The organism is Rhizobium sp. BR 314 (assembly GCF_047445805.1).
GTDB classification, from domain to species: domain Bacteria; phylum Pseudomonadota; class Alphaproteobacteria; order Rhizobiales; family Rhizobiaceae; genus Rhizobium; species Rhizobium lusitanum_B.
In genome coordinates this window covers 1-17,437 of record NZ_JARWLA010000065.1, presented here as the reverse complement: position 1 = coordinate 17,437, position 17,437 = coordinate 1, and the positions used below count along the sequence as shown (strand labels likewise).

Genomic DNA, 17,437 nt, shown 5'->3' with positions numbered 1-17,437 from the left:
ACGCCATCCGGCGGATAATGTTTAAAAGTCCCATGTGGATCACTCCGTTGCCCCCGTCGCTCTCCGCGCTGGGGGAAGGTTCACATGGCTCAATTCTCAATGGAAATTATGCGCCTAACCGGCTCAGTTCTGCGTGGAAACCAACAGAGCTAACTTAATTTAGGATTTGAGTTCAGGTGAATTGAGTGGTCCCGGTGATTTGCACCGGAATAAGAGACGATGTCGAAAACGGCGGCGACGCAAAGGGCTGGGTATATTTCCGTATCCATTTCCAAACGAGGTTCGCGTTGACCCCGCGTTCGCGCGCGAGTTTCGATACCGATGCGCCTGGTTCAAAGCAGGCCGCGATAAGGCGGTCTTTCGAACTTTGATCGAAACGACGTCTTCCATTGCGGGTTTCGGAAAGGTCCGGACAGGATTTCCGGTAATCTCCGGACACTGTCCGGAGATTAGTGAAACGGCTAGGGTCAATCGGGATCTCCTAGCGCTACCGCACCTTCAAAAACCGGTCAACTCCCGCTACTGAGGATGCGTTCTATATTATCGATGCGGTCGCGACGGCGCTTCAGGCGCTTGCGGATGCGGCCGAACCAGAGCTTACGCTTTTTTGCCTCTCGGCTCGCCTGAAGGTGTTCGATGAAGACCTCACGGACATCTTCGTTTTCGACACGGTCGAAGATCCAGCAAAAGGATACGGGTAGTTTCAGGACGCGAAACTGCGGATTCGTGCTTTTCTCATCCCTGGCAATAATCTCTTCGAGAACGAGCTGGTCCCACGTGTCAGGATTGGCAAGGCATCCCTCGCGCCAAAGGTCCAGAAGCCGCGCTGTCGCGGGCGTGTCGTTGAGGAGGATGGTTCCGCTTAGCAGACGTCCGTCAGCTTCATAATAGAGGGCGATATCACAATCGAGCTTCTGAAGTTCTGGCCAAGGGTTGCGATGGAAGACGGCATCGACGTCGACATAGAGCAGCGGCCCTCGCAGCCTCGTTCTTTCCTGGAGGAGAAAACCAGGCTTCAGACTGGCATTCAGAACCCAGCTGCCCGCATTTGGCAATGCAGCGGTATGTACCTTGAGGCCGAGCCGTTCTGCCGAGAGGGACATGCGCCTGCTCTCCTGTTCGTAAAGGCTGTCTTTGGTGAAAAACGCAACCACCGTGCCATCTGCGTCGGTTACTGTAGACTTGCGCTCTGCGAGGTCCTGCGCTGTGGGGAATGGGATGATCAACGCACGTTGCTGGGCGGTCCACGGACGGATCATATTGAGGATATTCAAGTAGGCACCTTTAGGAGCTTGACGGCTTTATTCATATGCTGGGCAATGCACTCGCGACTTGACCCGGCACATTTGCCTTTGAGTATGAGTGTTGACAGGAGATCCACATGCTCGCCCCCGCTGCATGGTCGCTCCGGTGGAGAGTTCGGCCGAACAATTTTGTTCGTTCGATTGTGGAGAGCTTGCCGCGCCGACGCTCATGCCGGACTGGTAAGCCACTTGATCTTCTTTAGTTCACTGGCATGTCAGTATTGTTGTCAAATTTGAGCGGCGTCAGAAGCCGACATGGCAAACACCGTCGCAATTAAAGAGCCTGTTGGCAGCGTCTGCCATCATCGCGCTTTCCATAGAGGTCTTTGCTTACTTCACCCTGAAGGGCGGTCCTGCTTGCCCGAGGTTCTGACGCGCTGGAGCTTTTCAGCAGTGAGCCAGCCGATCGCTCGTGTCATTTCCTTTGGGCTTTTCGTTTTTCACGCTATGGCAGTCAGGCGAATTTGAACACCTGCCTTTGCTAGCCCCCGCCATCGCATCCGGCGCAGGCCGTAGCTTCGTTTCCATGTGCCGAAGACCTTCTCGATCCGACCGCGGATACGGTGGATGGGTCGGTTCCACGCCTCAAGGCGTGGCGTGCCGCCCCTGGCAATGACCGCCTTGCCAAAATGGTCACCGCGATAAGCGCTATCGGCATAAACATCGCCGGGATTGTCCGGCAGTGCATCAGGACCAGCCTTTCCGTCGTTGATGTTGGCTGGCGTAACGGAGATCTCCTCGACAAAAGCCGTATCGGCGTCAGCGCCCACATGCGCCTTGAAACCATGGACCGCTGGGCGGCCCTTGTGCTTGATCCAATGACCCTCGCCGTCATCTTCACTTGCCGAAGCAATAATCGCCGCATTGGCAACGGTGCCGGTCTTCACCCGAATTGCCTTGGCCTTGAGCTGGTCGGTGATCGCGTCGAACAGGTGTTTATCCAGGCCGTGAGCGACAAGGCTCCGGCGAAACCCAACGAAGGCAGTGCGTTCTGGCGTCGGCTCCGAGCGGGAAAAGCCGCAAAACGAGGCTCGATCGTCCAGAGCTTCGGCCAGCTTCACGTCCGACAGGTCGTACCAGATTGACAGCAGCATCGCCTTGAACAGGGCCAGTGGTGGCGAGGCCGGCTCGCCCTTGGCCGCGCCCGATATCACGACGAGCGCTTGATCAACCGGTGCCCAATCAATCAGACCGACAAGATCATCGAGCGAGGACGCGCCATGGCGATCAATTGCAAATCCGAATGCTTCCTGCCCAATCAGGCGACAGCTCAACACGCACCTCTATCATTCGACAGAGGAATTGAATCATCAATGAATTCAGCCATCTACAAATTTCCGCGCACAGGTCTCATTGCCGCCACCTCAAGCATGGCGCCTTCTATGCCATCCTGATCCTTTCGGTGATCATGTACGTGCAGACGCTGACGCACATTCCCGAAGTCGTCACCGGCCTTGTTGGCGGCGCGGCACTGAGCGGCATCTCGCTCTGGTCGTCGATCCGCTACAACAAGCGTAACGGCCTCACCCCTGCGCCGGCTCACGATGAGCAGCGAAACCACAGGGCAAAAGCCTGAGTAGCGAGACATTGGTCCCCTACATAGCGGAAGTTGTCAGCCGACGGCTTCCGCCTCTTCGATTCAGCATAGTGTTTTTTACGAACTTTCACCCAGCTTTCCGGATTGAAGTCGCCGATTGTTACGATCTCGAGATAGTAACGCTGGCGCTTTGAGAAAAAATATCGCAATCGCAATGGAAATTGTCGAGAGCACAATGGTTGTGCATCGTTAAAGAAACACCGAGTGAGATATCCAGAGAGGCAGGGCATGGCGGCAAAAATCGTTCCGGTGATCATGGCAGGTGGCAAGGGCACGCGGCTTTGGCCGCTGTCGCGCGCTTCCGCCCCAAAACAGTTCATTCAGTTCATCGGCGACAGCACGCTGTTTCAGAATACGCTGAAGCGCGTTGCGGATCCGGAGCTCTACGAACCGCCGATCATTCTCACCAATGAGGAGTTTCGCTTCCTCGTCGCCGAACAGGCGCGTGAGCTCGATTTGAAGCTGGCATCCATCCTGCTGGAGCCGGTCGCCCGCAACACCGCCGCTGCCGTTGCCGCCGCCGCGGTGCTCGTCACCGATCTTTTCGGCAAGGACGCAATCATGCACGTCCTCGGCTCCGACTATGAGATCGACGCCACCACGACCTATTACGACTGCGTGCGCCAGGCGCGCGACACAGCACTTCAGGGCAAGCTCGTCACCTTCGGCATCACCCCGACCGAACCAGCCACCGGCTATGGCTACATCGAAAGCGGCAAGGCTCTTTCGACCGGCGCCCACGCCGTCAAGCGCTTCGTCGAGAAGCCTGCCCTAGAGAAGGCCGAGGAGATGGTTGCCAACGGCCATTTCAACTGGAATTCGGGCATGTTCATGTTCTCGGCCGCTCAGCTTCTCGCCGAGATGAAGGAATTTGCGCCCGACGTCGAAAAGGCTGTCGGCAAGGCCGTTTCCAAATCGACGCGCGACCTCGATTTCACCCGCCTCGATGCGGATCATTTCTCCAAGAGCCCGGATATTTCCATCGACTACGCGCTGATGGAAAAGACGGCCAACGCAGCCGTCGTCCCCTCTCCCTTCATCTGGTCCGATCTCGGCAGCTGGGATGCGGTCTGGAAAGTCGGCAGCCGTGACGAAAGCGGCAACGTGACGACAGGCGCCACGACGCTGGTCAACACGAAGAACTCGCTGGTCATGAGCCATAGCCTGCACGTCGCCGTGCAGGGGCTCGAGGATGTCGCCGTCGTTGCCAGCGAAGATGCCGTCTATGTCGGTCGCCTCAAGGACAGCCAGGAAGTCGGCAAGCTGGTCAAGTTGCTGGCAAGCGAGAAGAAGACGGTAAAACTCACGGAGACGCATCCGACCTCCTATCGCCCATGGGGCGGCTACACGTCGGTGCTCAATGGCGATCGTTTCCAGGTCAAGCGCATCTTCGTGCTGCCGGGCAAGAAGCTGTCGCTGCAGAAGCATCACCATCGCTCCGAGCACTGGATCGTCGTCAAGGGCACCGCCGAAGTGACGGTCGGCGAAAACGTGCAGATGCTGCGCGAAAACGAGTCGGTCTATATCCCTCTCGGCGAAGTGCATCGCCTGGCCAATCCGGGTAAGATCCTGCTGGAGCTCATCGAAGTACAGACGGGCTCCTATCTCGGCGAAGACGATATCATCCGCCTCGTCGATGAATTCGGCAGAAGCTGATCGCAAGCAAACAATGGATATAGGGATACCGCGACGGCGGTACATAGGGCAGGGCGCCGAGCGGCAGGCGGTAGCCGATCGGCGAGTCTCCAGGCACCAGGTACGCCGACCTAAGGGATCGAGCAGTATCTCGAACTTTTGGCTACAGCGGAAAATGCAGCGGCTGAGCTCGGACTACCAGTCGATATCGAGGGCTACTCGCGGCCGCGGGACGAACGCATCAATGTCATCCGCGTCGCGCTCCATTCTATCCTTGGCTATCGATCGCCGGCAGAATTTAAAAACCAACTCGCCCAGCAGGCAGCTTAGTTTGAAGCTCCTCGCTGGTCCAGCCCGAGGGGTTCACTCCAAAACCGGCTCAGTTCCGCGTGGAAACCAATAACTCAAGCTGTTCTAACGAACGATTTGAAGGTATTCCAGACAGCAAAGGGATAGCAAGGCTCACCATATGCGCGTACTTCATTTCTTTAAGACCTATTGGCCGGATACCTTCGGCGGCATTGAGCGGACAATTCACGCTCTTGCCAAAGGTTGTAATGCCTATGGCGTCCGGTCCGATGTGCTGTCTCTCAGCCCTGATCCCGTGAAGAACACCGTCGAATTTGATGGGCATATGGCGCATAAAGCGAAACAGAGTTTCGAGCTAGCTTCAACCGGATTTTCGTTCGAGGTTTTCGGGAAGTTCCGCGAACTGAGCACGAAAGCTGATATTGTGCACTATCATTTTCCTTGGCCTTTCATGGACGTGGTGCATTTCTCGACACCACCTCACAAGCCGACGATCGTCACATACCATTCCGACATCGTAAAGCAGAAGGCACTCGGTCGAATATACAAACCGTTGATGCTACGCTTCCTTTCCAATGTAGACCAGATCGTTGCCACATCGCCGAATTATCTCGCATCCAGCGAAGTTCTCCAGCGTTTCAAACACAAAACCAGCGTCATTCCACTGGGTCTCGATGCCGCCGACTCCCCATCCGCAGAACGAGCAGAAAAGGAGCAGTGGCAAGCTCGATTCGCGCGTCCGTTCCTTCTCTTTGTCGGTGTGCTGCGATACTATAAAGGCATTCACATTCTTCTCGAGGCTGCAACAGATGTGGTCGCCGATATCGTCATCGTTGGTGGTGGTCCAATGGAAGCCGAGTTGAAGGCCCGCGCTACGGAGCTCGACCTGAAAAATATACATTTTGTCGGAGCGGTATCGGATAGCGCAAAGGCCGCACTTCTTGAGCTGTGTGTCGCTGTGGTTTTCCCCTCTCACCTTAGGTCAGAAGCCTTCGGCCTGTCGCTGGTCGAGGCGGAGAGGTTTGGAAAGCCGATGATCAGCTGCGAAATCGGTACTGGAACGAGCTACGTCAATCTAGATGGTGTAACGGGAATTGTCGTGGCGCCGGGGGATCCGCAGCAGCTTGCGAAAGCAATGAACTATCTAATCGGCAACAATGAACTCGCTAGACGCTACGGAGCGGCGGCCTTTGATCGTTATAAGGAGAACTTTACGGCAGCGCATATGGTTGCCCAATATATCGATCATTACAGGCAATTGAAGGGGGATTGAACTGCAAGCCCCCATGCAATCTCCAGAGATTTTATTAACCTAGCAGGGCCTTGTACCAGACAGAGTAAGGCTGCATCAGCCACCATTTGAGCGGAACGCTGCCGTGGTGCTTGCGGACGATCCTAATTGCCTCGCTGTAATGCCGACGGCGCAGGGTGTTAGTTTTGGTCATTTCATGTTCGCGGTTCACCGCGACATCCTGCGGCACGAAGCGAAGCGGCCCGCTTTCCTTGAACAGACGCCACCACAGATCGTAATCCATGACCATATGCAAATCCGGATCCGCCCCACTCACAGTCTCCCATGCCGAGCGACGGATAAGCGTCGCGGGTTGCGAGATGATGCAGCGTAACGCCAGCCGGCGCTCACTGAATGGCTCCACCCACACTGGATAGCGTCGTCCGGTTTTCTCGACGACGTTAAATGCTCGGCCATAAACCGCCGGCGTACTTGGTGCTTCGTGGACAAGGGCGCGGCAGAGATGTTCCAAGCCACCTTTCAGATACCAGTCGTCACTATTGAGCCAAGCCACATATGGTGCTCTGCCGCGCGCGATTCCTTCGTTGATAGCAGCCGCCTGCCCATTGTCTCGATGGCTTCTCCAGCCGGCCAAGCGATGCTCCCACTGGCGGATGATTTCCAGCGAGCCGTCAGTCGACCCCCCGTCCATGACAAAGACCTCAACAGGCACATCCTGCTCAAAAATAGACTCAAGCGCCTGGCCGAGATATCGCCCTTGATTAAAGGACGGAACGGCAATCGTCACCAAGGGCGTACTCATGGCTTACCCCGTAGGCCGACTTTGAAAATCCGCATATGCTTTGGCAATACCTTCGACGAGAGGTGTACTTGCCTGCCAGCCAAGCTTCTTCATCCGATCAACATTCAGGAGCTTGCGAGGCGTGCCATCAGGCTTGGTCTGGTCGAATACAATCTTGCCTTCAAAGCCGACGACCTGCATGACCATCTCCGCCAGTTCACGAATAGTCACATCGGTACCAGTGCCTATATTGTAGAGACCCTCAGTAACGCCGCTTTTCATCAGGAACAGGCTAGCATCTGCCATGTCGTCGACATAGAGAAACTCACGCATCGGCTTGCCGGAGCCCCAAACAACCAGTTCGCGGTCGCCCCGAACCTTGGCCTCATGCGCCTTGCGGATAAGCGCCGGCAGCACATGGCTGTTGTTCAGGTCATAGTTGTCGTTCGGGCCGTAAAGATTGGTCGGCATGGCAGAAACATATTGCGTGCCATGCTGGCGATTGTAGTTCTCGCATAGCTTAATGCCCGCAATCTTGGCAATCGCATAAGGCTCGTTAGTCTGCTCCAGCGGCCCCGCCAGTAGGTAGTCCTCGCGGATCGGTTGTGGGCAGTCCCGCGGGTAGATGCAGCTGGAACCGAGGAACAACATGCGGCGCACTCCGGCCTGCCAGGCGGCATGAGTCATGTTGGCTTCGATCAGCAGGTTAGCGTAGAGGAAATCGGCGCGGAACGTATTGTTGGCATGGATGCCGCCGACCTTCGCCGCAGCCATGAAAATGAAATCCGGTTTCTCCTCGGCGAGGAACGCGGTGACAGCTTGCTGGTTGATCAGGTCGAGTTCCGCGTGAGTGCGGGTCACGATATTCGTGTAGCCATCGTCCTGCAACCGCCGCACGATTGCCGATCCGACCATGCCGCGATGCCCGGCAACATAGACTTTCGCGTGCCTGTCCATCGGCTCACTCATGATAGTCATAGGCGGAGAAGCCGTGGCGCTTGACGAGCTCGTCGCGCTCGGCCGACTTGAGGTCTTCGCGCATCATTTCCTGCACAAGCTCCTGGAATGTGATCCGGGGAGTCCACCCGAGCTTTTCCCTTGCCTTCGAAGCATCGCCAAGAAGCGTCTCGACCTCGGTCGGACGGAAATAGCGTGGATCGACAGCGACAATGCACCTGCCAAAGGAGTCATAGCCCCTCTCGTCGACGCCTTCGCCCTTCCAAGTGATGTCTATACCGGCTTCGCGTGCAGCCGCATCGACGAATTCCCGGACGCTGTACTGAACACCGGTCGCGATGACGAAGTCCTCCGCCTTCTCCTGCTGCAACATAAGCCACTGCATTTCGACGTAGTCCTTCGCATGGCCCCAGTCACGTTTGGCATCCAGGTTTCCAAGAAACAAGCAGTCCTGCAGGCCGAGTTTGATGCGGGCGATCGCGCGCGTGATCTTGCGCGTCACGAAGGTCTCGCCGCGCACTGGGCTTTCGTGGTTGAACAGGATGCCGTTGCACGCATACATGCCATAGGCTTCACGATAGTTGACGGTGATCCAGTAGGCGTAGAGCTTGGCAACGGCATAAGGCGAACGGGGGTAGAAAGGCGTTGTTTCCCGCTGCGGGATTTCCTGCACCAATCCGTAAAGCTCGGACGTGGACGCCTGGTAGAATCGGCAGCTGTTCTGGATACCGACAATACGCATCGCTTCCAGAATGCGCAGCGCACCCAAAGCATCAGAGTTGGCGGTGTATTCCGGCTCTTCAAAGGAAACCGCAACATGCGACTGGGCAGCGAGATTGTAGATTTCGTCAGGCTGGACCTGCTGGATAATGCGGATGAGGCTGGATGAATCCGTCATGTCGCCATAGTGTAGGATGAAACGGCGACCGGTTTCGTGCGGGTCCTGATATAGATGGTCGATACGGTCGGTGTTGAACAGCGACGCGCGCCGCTTCAGGCCATGAACTTCGTAGCCCTTCTCCAGAAGAAGTTCAGCCAGATAAGAGCCATCCTGCCCCGTTACACCTGTGATCAGCGCCTTTTTCATAATCCTAACCATTCTTTCGTATAGCGGCCGGTAACGCAGCATCGGCCTGCTTGTGCTTCCAGAGATACGCAAAATGACGAAGGATGCGTTGCGTCATATGCATACTGCCACTTGCATGCTCGTGACGGAGTTCCGCCATTTCCCGTGCGCCGCGGTCGCGGAAATCCTTTTGCGACTTCTGATCGCCATGAACACGAAACAATCCGAACAGTCCCGGGACATGGTTGAATATCGCACCTGCCCGTATGAAGCGCAGGATCAGGTCCCAGTCCATCGCGAAGTGAAATCGCTCGTCAAAACTGGCTCCCGCCCTCTCCCACAGTTTACGCCGCCAGAACATCGTCTCCTGGGGCACATAATCAACAAATCGTAAGACCTCCTCGTCGTGCCCCGGCAATATCCAGCGACCGATTTCGCTCCCTTGTTCATCAACGACGAGGCGGTTCCCGTAGATCACCTCAACCGAGGGATGATCGCGAAAGTAGCGACCAACCATATGAAGCGTCCCTGGCAGCAGCATATCATCGGAATTCAAGTAGGCCATGACCTCGCCATTACTGCGGGCAAAACCACGGTTCAGCGCATTTGTTTGTCCCTTATCGGCTTCCACAATGATGTCAACACCGCGACCACGATAATTCGCGAGTATGGCCTGAGAACCGTCGGAAGATACTGCATCTTGCACGATATACTGCAAAGCAGGGTAGTGCTGCGACAATACGCTGTCGACAGTTTTGCCGACGAAGGCGGCCTGGTTGAAAGAAGGAGTGACGATGCTGATCGACGGGAGATCGCTATCATTGCCTTGTTCGCCGATCGCGGAGACGCTGAGCGGTCGGGGCGGATATTGATGAAGCAGACCCAGCCGGAGGCCAGCCATACGCCTTAGCGCTGTGCCAAGGCCAAGGTCAGATAAGATCGCTCTCATGCCAGGCCACATTCCTCACGGAACCACGCGGCATAGCGCGACAAGCCAACCTTCCAGCTAACGGAAGGTTGCCAGCCCCAAGCCAGCGCCCGAGATATATCGGCTTGATAGTCGCGCGGATCTCCATGCCGTTCGGTTCCGCAAAACATGGGGCGGTCAGTTTTACCCATCAGATCGAAGAGTTCGCCAACAACGTCGCCGACGGTGACAGAGACACCGGAGCCACCATTCACCACGGGGCAATCCGGACCTGCATGGTCGCCTGCCCGGATCATCAGTTCCGCTGCGTCAGAAACGTGCAGCCAATCGCGCGTTTCGAGCCCAGTCCCGAAAAACTCCGTTTCGTCGGCACAAATGCGGCGACAGGCATCCCAAAGCAGCTGCTTGCGGAAACCTTCGCCATAGATCGAGAACAGGCGCACCACAGCCGCGTTAAGATTGAAAAGCCGCGCGTGGTCACGCACCAGTTCCTCTGCCAGACGCTTATGCACCCCATAGGGCGATGCAGGGCGAAGGGTCGTTTCTTCCCCTATCGGAAAGCTCTCTGCAATGCCGTACACTGCGGCACTCGACGGATAAACGAGTGCTGTCTGCGAGCATTCGTCGCGCACGAACTCAAGTAGATCTGCGGTAGCTGATACGGTCCTCCGAAAATCCTGATGTGGATCCGTTAGCGAGGTTCCGACCGAGCCACTGCCTGCACAATGAATAATGATATCCGGGCGAACGTCGATAGAACGCAGCGCGGCCAACGAAACGTCGCTTTCGATCCAGCGCTCGATACCCCAGCTACGCCGTTCGGGAACATCCCAGCGGCCGTGACCGATTCCATGAACGCTCCAACCCCGGCGTGCCAAAGCAGCAGCCACATTACGCCCGATAGAGCCGTAAGCGCCTGTTACTAAAGCGATATTAGTCACTCTATGCACTCAATGATCCTTTTAGAGCCGCAAAGCACGGCCCGAGATTCAGTCTTCAATTACTTATTCGGAAAGACGGAATGCGACCTTCCAGACAAATTTAGGCGCCCGTGTGGCCCAACTCACCCACCGTCTGTCCTTCGATGTGCAAACGCGTCCAGCATTCAAGCAGAACAAGCTTATACAGGAAAGGCAGATTGTATGCGGAAAGGTCTGCCGATTTTCCGGACTCTATCAAGCCCTGGCGCACCAGCGCGCCGTTTTTCACAAGAGGTAGGAAGCGGGTGACAATACCCTGCATCCAGTCGCGAACTGGCGGAGTGAAACCCTGCTTCTTTCGAGACAGGAGGTCCGCCGGCAGTGTGTCGTGCAGGGCTTCGACCAACAACCATTTATGCGGCTTGTGCCAATCGATGAGACCATTATTGCGCATGCCAGTTACCCGCTCCACAAGCTCGACATCTAGCAGTGGCAATCGTCCTTCGACCGAATGCGCCATACTCATGCGGTCGAACAGTGCTAGGCAGTTGGATCGCAGCCATGTCCGGTTCAGGAGGTTCGAAACCGCCAGATGCAGCGGCTGCGACAGGTCAAGCGCGGCCTCCTTCGACCAGTAACCTTCCGGCAGATGATCAAGTGCCTTTTCCGGCATGAGCTTCCGGGACCAGGCGTCGCCGTTGCGCAGATCGGCATGTACCCCGAAGAAATCCGGCTTCTCCGGCGGCTTCTGTCCCATCAGCCGTTTCCACCACGGAAGCTTGACTTTTCCGCCGGCAAGCAACGTTTCGTTACGCGCCATGGCTTCGCGCACCCACTCATAACCCCAGAAGAACTCGTCTCCGCCCATACCGGACATAAGAACCGGGTATCCGGCCTCACGGGAGGCCTTGGCAACGGAATAGTAGCCGAAGGCGGCAATATCGCCGATCGGTGTGTCCATAACGTCTATCAGCGTCGGGAAACTGTCGATCACCTGATCCGTGTCCAGTTCCACTTCGGTGAAGCCGATGCCAAGATCCTTCGCCAAAGTCTCGGCGAAACCGCGCTCATCGGTCTCCGGCCGCCCCTTGTAGCCGATCGTGAACGCATGCAACTGGCCCGGAAAGTGCCGCGCCGTCAGCGCGGCGACAAGGCTGGAGTCGATGCCACCGGAGAGCGCAACCGCAACAGGCACATCCGCCGTACCCATCAACCGGCATGCATTGTCCAGAATCTCCTCGGTAATCGCAATGGGCTTGCCGGCATCTTCGCGCATATTGGCAAGGTCCCAATAGGGTTGCGGTGCCGCATCGAGAGCGCCGGGCTTGAGTAGCAAATAATGGCCAGCTGGCAGAAGTTCGAGACTTTCGAGTGGGGTCAGCGGCTCCGGCACGTACTGGAACGTCAGGAACATGTTGAAGGCCTCTGGCGTCAACTTCAACGGCTGTGGCATCACAGAGGACACACTTCGGATCTCGCTGGAGAACCAGATCTGCCCGGCATCGCCACGATGCAGGTACAGTGGCTTTTCACCCATCCTATCACGGGCAAGGAGGAGTGTTCCGTTGCGCTTGTCCCATAGCGCAAAGGCGAACATCCCGCGCAGCCTGGCGAGGCAATCGATGCCGTATTCCTCATAAGCGTGAATGATTGTCTCGACATCGCTCAGGCAGGAAAACTGGTGCCCGAGCTCGCGCAATTCTTCGCGCAGAGCATCGTGATTATAGATCTCGCCGTTGCAGATGATGGCGATCTCGCGGGTCTCGTTGAAAAGCGGCTGACGTCCGCCAGCAAGATCGATGATCGACAGGCGGCGCATGGCAAGCATCACGTTCGTATCGTTGAACATGCCCTCCGAATCGGGGCCACGATGCTCCAGCAGCGCATTCATCCGACCGACACCAGCAATGTCTTCCGGTGTCAAAGCCGCGTTTGAAATCATACCGCTAATGCCGCACATGCTTGCTTTCCTATTCCGCTATCCAGCCTTCTGCGCACGGCCTGCCGCTTGTTCCGCAATGGCGACAAATGCATGTGCAGATGCCCTCCGTGCAGCGTTACGCCGATTGGCCGCTGCGCGTTCCATCTCGACACAGGGCCCGGCTGCTAATACCGGCAAAATCTGTTCGATCCGTTCAGCCATATCTTTCGTGTCCGCCGCTCTGAACAGATGACACTGCTCGCGACCTTCCAACTGTTCCCTGTGAACCGTGATGTCGGACGCTAAGATGGGCCTTCCCAGCGCTTTAGCATCTTCTATCACGGTGCTCCACCCCTCAAACAACGAGGGTTGAAGCACGAGACTTGCTGCCCGGAAAAGTTCGATCTGATGATCCCGCGGTACTAATCCAAGTATCGTGACCTGGTCCGCTATCCCCCACTCGGAAAGGCTTTGAACGAGCCCGTCATAGTAGCCGGGATCTCGGCGATCCGATTGCAGCCCGGTGCAGACTAGCCTGACGATTACGTTCCGATCCTTAAGGATCTTCAAGGCTTTGAAAGCCGTTTCATGATCCTTATGTTTCCAGAAGTGATTGGCGACATAGACGAATCTTTCCGGCAGTCCGTAAAATTCTAGGACCTGCTTGTTGGTCTCGACGTCGCCGGCATCGATGCTGCTGCAAAACGACCAGACGCGCGGTTCGACCGTCGCTTGTGGAAAGAATTTGCGGAAGTCCGCAAGAGCTGCATGACTCGACAGCAACAGCACGCCTTCGGTAGCGGCGATCTCACCGATGCTGCGGGTGCGAGCTGCCACTTCATCCTGAGAGAAAAGCTCAGGAAAATGAAATATCTGGAAATCCGGCACCCAGTAAAGATTCGTGCGCCAGCGCTGCGATGCATCGAATGCCGGAAAATAGACTGCATTGCTGGCTTGGGGCCAAAAGGCACCGAGCATCGGCGCCCGACGCAGTATGGCGCGATGAAGACGGCGGACGCGGGCCATCAATCCCGCTGCCCGGCGCCCTGCTTCCTGATGTGCAAGAACAGGGTAACGAAGCAGGCGGGTCGCCAGCGCGGATTCGCCCGATGAAAGAAAAACCAACCGCACATCCGGTCGGTCTGTGACGGGTATAGATGATAGTGCGGCCAGCAGGTTGTCGATGTAGATCGACCCACCAAGCCATTGCGCATCTTCTAGAAACTCGATTCGCAGCTGCAACCTCATGCACGGTCTATCCCCAGCGCCTGTCTGGTAATGTCCTGGAACACCCGGCCGGCATCTAGGATTCGGCGTTCCATGTCGCGCCGCGCCTCCAGTTCAGACGCTTTGTTTGGTCCCGGCACAAGCCCCACCCAGGCCGAGGCAAGCTTCGCAGCCAGATCCGAAGGTTCGTGAGGATCAAAATAGGTGCAATGGGTGGGATCCTGCTCGCGATGAACCGGGAGGTCCGATAGAAATATCGGGCGGCCGATCGCACGCGTGTCCTCCACCACCGTGCTCCAGCCTTCGAAGAGCGACGGCTGGACGATCGCGGCGGCCTGGCGGAAGACTTCCACCTGCGCACGCCGGTCGATGAGGCCGAGAAGCTTGACCTGATCCGTCAGGCCGTTTTCCTTGATGAAAGCGAGAAGCCCGGCAAAATGACCTTCGTTGCGCCGGTCAGATTGCGCCCCAGTACAAACCAGTGGGATGAGAAGACCATGATCGCGCTTGAGATGCGCAAGCGCCTTCAACACTGCTATATGGTTCTTGTGCGCCCAGAATTGGTTGGGCAGATAAAGGAATTTCGCCGGCAGGCCGAAATTCTCGACAATTGCTTCATCATTTGTCTCCGAGGTCTCCAACAGCGAGCAGAAATGCCAGACCCGCGGAGTCGCCGAGTGATTGGGATAGAAGGAGCGGAAATCCGCAGCAGCAACCTCGCTACTGAAAACGATGACACCGGGCTTTGCCGCTAGCTCCGCGATAGAACGATCGCGCGCAGCAATCTCGTCTGCCGAAAACAGATGAGGAAGATAGCGGTGCTGAAAATCAGGGATCCAGCGCATGGTCACCGCACCTTCCACCTCACGCCCGAAGCCCGGATAGACGACATCTATGGCTGGCTCGGCGATCGTCAGGCCGAACTTCCGCGCAATCCGCGGCAGCAAACCCGCTTTGCGGCCCGAACCATCCAGCAGACGATTTTCGGTTAGGAATTTGCCCACCACATCCGGTGCGCCGAAGAGCTCGATATGTGGACGTTCATCCACCGGTAGCCGGGAAAGGCATATGGCGAGGTTTTGCAGGTACAGCACACCACCCATCCAGGTTGGGTCACTGATCAGCTCTATTCCTATGCGAAGCGTGCGCCTTTTTCCGTTCACGATCTATGCAGCTCCCGCATTGATCTGCGCCATGCACGCTTTCTGCCAATCTTTGGTATCGGACTCCAAGCGAGCAGGCGCAGACGCTTCAGCTGGGCGCGGTCGGGAAGGTTTGAAAAATCGAGCGTCGTCAACCCAAACCAGCTTTCGCTCTGCAGGGTGCGTAGAAGACCGCGCTGCTGCAAAGTCGCGACATCCAATCCGACGGATTGCACATCCTCTTCCTGCAACGGCCCGGTGGCGGCAAGCAGGAACAGCGGCAGCCGAATCACTCCGGGAAATATCTCGGGGCGGCACAATACGTCAGCCCCATCAGTTCCGATCGCCCTCCAGAATTCCCGAAACATCCGGCGCTGATTGCGGATATAAGCAACGGTGTGCCCCGGCACACTTGCCAACCAATATATCGGCAGGAAGAGAGGCCGCATTTGTGTACGCAGCGTCAGGTCAATCACCGCCCGCTTGACCAGCCGCATCCGGTTTCGATTGCGGTAGGCCTCCGGCGCATGGCGGCCGACGAACCGCCAATGGTCGCGCACGTTACTCATTGACCGGCGTGAGAACAGCTCGTTCCATATGGAGCGGAAGGTGGCGCGTCCCTGTGTCGGCACGATACCGGTTTCCTCGATATGCGCCATGATGCGCGCCTCATAGGTCACGCCCAGTTTGAAACCATGGCCCTTCAGCCGGCAGAAGAACTCGTAGTCAGCTAGGTAGTGCGGCAGCATTTCCGCATCAACATTCCCGGCAGTCTGGATCATGTGCAGCGGTATGATGCTGCCCCTCCCCGGAAGCACATCAACGTCGTCACGATAAAGCTCGCCAGGATCGACGTACTGCCTAACAGGGAAAGTGTAGCCTTCCCAATCTATATATTCGCCGGCATCCAGGACCTGGGCATGATCGCGACTGTCAACGATCAGCCCGCCAACCGCTGCATTGTGCCTGATTGATGCCTTGACCAGCATCTCGACGTAGTCGGGAACAAGAATCGTGTCGTTGTTCATCATCAGGACGAAATCGTCCGACGGTCCTCCGAGCGAAAGGACATGGTCTATGCCTAGCGCCATGGACCCCGACCACCACAGCTCCTTGTCCGTTGTCAGAACCGTCACATCAGGAAATTCGGCGCGAATCGTCGCGACGCTTCCATCCGTCGAGCCGCCATCCGAAACAATGATATTGATCGGCTTCCATGTCTGTGCCTGGAGGTAAGCGATGCACGCGCGGGTAAAATGCAGCCGGTTGAATACCGGAATGACCACATGCACGGTTTGACGACCAGCCTCGATCGCTTCTGTCACGGCACCTATCTCCAAGCCGGCATCTTCTTTCATGTGCCGCGACCGGAGGAAGAATCGAGAATTTCTCCATTCTTGCCTATCACCAGGAAGTCAATGTGGCCCTCCCAGGGGAAAGAGGTGAAGAAGAGGTCGCGGTTGCGCTCGAAGAAGTCTTGGAACGGGTTAGTATAGGCGCTCTGAAGCGCTTCAAAGAACTCGTTTCCAAGCTCGCGACGCTCACGCTCGTTCCATTCTATCAGGCAGAGCGTGTTTCCGAGCCTGATGCTGTGCCAGCGATGATGGTTCTGCAATCGAGTAAAATTGAACATCACATCGGAAAGCCGTGTGGGCACTTCCAGATAGCCCCGCTTTCCGACGCGCGACAATTCACGCATCGCCTGGCCGGGGTTGTCGAGATGCTCCATTACATGTGAGCAAAACACGAAGTCATAAGCACCGTCCTCGAAGGGCAGTTTCTCGATGTCAACTTCAAAAAAGGTGCGGCCATCTAGGACCATAGATTCGACGCGATGGGTCGTTTCCTCGGGGAACTTATCGGCGAGATGATTGGCGCGCTTAAACGGATAGCCACCTGAGCCAACATCCAGCACGAGATCGGTTTCGGCGATGTCCCACTTCATCACCTCGTTCTGGTAGGTCCAGGTACTGCGCACCGGCTCAGTGCGTTTCTCAAGCCCGGGAGCCAGCACCCAAGCCTCCTTCGGCAATTGCGTCAGCAAGAGCTCCTGCACAGAATGACGTAACTCTGCATTGTCCTCTATTCCGCTGGACCTCACCAGCTCCTTCACGATCGGAAGCAGCCAGTGCACATCATCGGCGCCTGCAGCCTTATCGGCTTCCGAACGTGCCTTTATCCAGGTGTTGGTTTCCACGCAGAACTGAGCCGGTTAGGCGCATAATTTCCATTGAGAATTGAGCCATGTGAACCTTCCCCCAGCGCGGAGAGCGACGGGGGCAACGGAGTGATCCACATGGGACTTTTAAACATTATCCGCCGGATGGCGTTGCGCGAGAAGCTATCGATCCGCGAGATCAGTCGGCGCACCGGGCTGTCGCGGAACACAATCGCGAAG

15 protein-coding genes and 3 pseudogenes are annotated in these 17,437 nt (G+C 56.7%); 4 read left to right on the top strand and 14 right to left on the bottom strand.

What is annotated here, in order from left to right:
- Positions 1-172: 172 nt before the first annotated feature.
- The 3 genes from tnpA to QD461_RS35040 form a co-directional block, all read right to left on the bottom strand.
- The gene (gene tnpA / locus QD461_RS35050; protein ID WP_414091480.1) at positions 173-439 is read right to left on the bottom strand and encodes an IS66-like element accessory protein TnpA; all 267 of its coding nucleotides are present in this window, start codon (positions 437-439) and stop codon (positions 173-175) included.
- A gap of 70 nt (positions 440-509) precedes the next feature.
- Positions 510-1,274: a putative nucleotide-diphospho-sugar transferase gene (locus QD461_RS35045; protein WP_414091478.1), complete on the bottom strand. Its 765-nt coding sequence runs from the start codon at positions 1,272-1,274 to the stop codon at positions 510-512.
- Between the two features lie 470 nt (positions 1,275-1,744).
- Positions 1,745-2,578 (bottom strand): transposase, encoded by an 834-nt coding sequence (locus tag QD461_RS35040; protein WP_414091477.1) that lies wholly within the window; start codon positions 2,576-2,578, stop codon positions 1,745-1,747.
- Between the two features lie 83 nt (positions 2,579-2,661).
- Between QD461_RS35040 and QD461_RS35035 the strand changes: the two are divergent.
- Positions 2,662-2,880 (top strand): annotated as a pseudogene (locus QD461_RS35035) (DUF475 domain-containing protein); the annotation flags it as partial.
- 249 nt (positions 2,881-3,129) lie between these two features.
- Complete coding sequence (locus tag QD461_RS35030; RefSeq protein ID WP_414091476.1) at positions 3,130-4,557, top strand: mannose-1-phosphate guanylyltransferase/mannose-6-phosphate isomerase; 1,428 nt, start codon at positions 3,130-3,132, stop codon at positions 4,555-4,557.
- A gap of 13 nt (positions 4,558-4,570) precedes the next feature.
- On the opposite strand, the pseudogene QD461_RS35025 reads toward QD461_RS35030, so the two are convergent.
- Positions 4,571-4,660 (bottom strand): annotated as a pseudogene (locus tag QD461_RS35025) (transglutaminase family protein); the annotation flags it as partial.
- Between the two features lie 14 nt (positions 4,661-4,674).
- Here QD461_RS35025 and QD461_RS35020 point away from each other — a divergent pair.
- Together QD461_RS35020 and QD461_RS35015 are read left to right on the top strand one after the other, a co-directional pair.
- Positions 4,675-4,797 (top strand): annotated as a pseudogene (locus QD461_RS35020) (transglutaminase family protein); the annotation flags it as partial.
- A gap of 208 nt (positions 4,798-5,005) precedes the next feature.
- Positions 5,006-6,118: a glycosyltransferase family 4 protein gene (locus QD461_RS35015; RefSeq protein ID WP_414091475.1), complete on the top strand. Its 1,113-nt coding sequence runs from the start codon at positions 5,006-5,008 to the stop codon at positions 6,116-6,118.
- A 34-nt stretch (positions 6,119-6,152) separates the two neighbouring features.
- On the opposite strand, the gene QD461_RS35010 is transcribed toward QD461_RS35015, so the two are convergent.
- The 10 genes from QD461_RS35010 to QD461_RS34965 form a co-directional block, all read right to left on the bottom strand.
- Positions 6,153-6,899, bottom strand: a complete 747-nt coding sequence (locus QD461_RS35010) for a glycosyltransferase family 2 protein (protein ID WP_414091474.1) — start codon at positions 6,897-6,899, stop codon at positions 6,153-6,155.
- A gap of 3 nt (positions 6,900-6,902) precedes the next feature.
- The gene (locus QD461_RS35005; RefSeq protein WP_414091473.1) at positions 6,903-7,835 is read right to left on the bottom strand and encodes a GDP-L-fucose synthase family protein; all 933 of its coding nucleotides are present in this window, start codon (positions 7,833-7,835) and stop codon (positions 6,903-6,905) included.
- Between the two features lie 4 nt (positions 7,836-7,839).
- Positions 7,840-8,922, bottom strand: a complete 1,083-nt coding sequence (gene gmd, locus QD461_RS35000; RefSeq protein WP_414091472.1) for a GDP-mannose 4,6-dehydratase — start codon at positions 8,920-8,922, stop codon at positions 7,840-7,842.
- Between the two features lie 4 nt (positions 8,923-8,926).
- Positions 8,927-9,850 carry a glycosyltransferase family 2 protein gene (locus QD461_RS34995; RefSeq protein ID WP_414091471.1) on the bottom strand — a complete coding sequence of 308 codons (924 nt, stop codon included), beginning with the start codon at positions 9,848-9,850 and terminating at the stop codon, positions 8,927-8,929.
- Positions 9,847-10,779: an NAD-dependent epimerase/dehydratase family protein gene (locus QD461_RS34990; protein WP_414091470.1), complete on the bottom strand. Its 933-nt coding sequence runs from the start codon at positions 10,777-10,779 to the stop codon at positions 9,847-9,849. Before QD461_RS34990 ends, QD461_RS34995 begins: the two co-directional genes overlap by 4 nt.
- A 91-nt stretch (positions 10,780-10,870) precedes the next feature.
- Positions 10,871-12,709, bottom strand: coding sequence for an asparagine synthase (glutamine-hydrolyzing) (gene asnB / locus QD461_RS34985; protein ID WP_414091469.1), 1,839 nt, complete (start codon positions 12,707-12,709; stop codon positions 10,871-10,873).
- 18 nt (positions 12,710-12,727) lie between these two features.
- Entirely contained in the window at positions 12,728-13,918 is a 1,191-nt protein-coding gene (locus QD461_RS34980) for a glycosyltransferase (RefSeq protein WP_414091468.1), read from the bottom strand.
- Positions 13,915-15,060, bottom strand: a complete 1,146-nt coding sequence (locus QD461_RS34975) for a glycosyltransferase (protein WP_414091467.1) — start codon at positions 15,058-15,060, stop codon at positions 13,915-13,917. Before QD461_RS34975 ends, QD461_RS34980 begins: the two co-directional genes overlap by 4 nt.
- Positions 15,057-16,397, bottom strand: coding sequence for a glycosyltransferase family 2 protein (locus QD461_RS34970; protein ID WP_414091466.1), 1,341 nt, complete (start codon positions 16,395-16,397; stop codon positions 15,057-15,059). Before QD461_RS34970 ends, QD461_RS34975 begins: the two co-directional genes overlap by 4 nt.
- Entirely contained in the window at positions 16,394-17,236 is an 843-nt protein-coding gene (locus QD461_RS34965; protein ID WP_414091465.1) for a class I SAM-dependent methyltransferase, read from the bottom strand. Before QD461_RS34965 ends, QD461_RS34970 begins: the two co-directional genes overlap by 4 nt.
- Between the last annotated feature and the right edge of the window lie 201 nt (positions 17,237-17,437).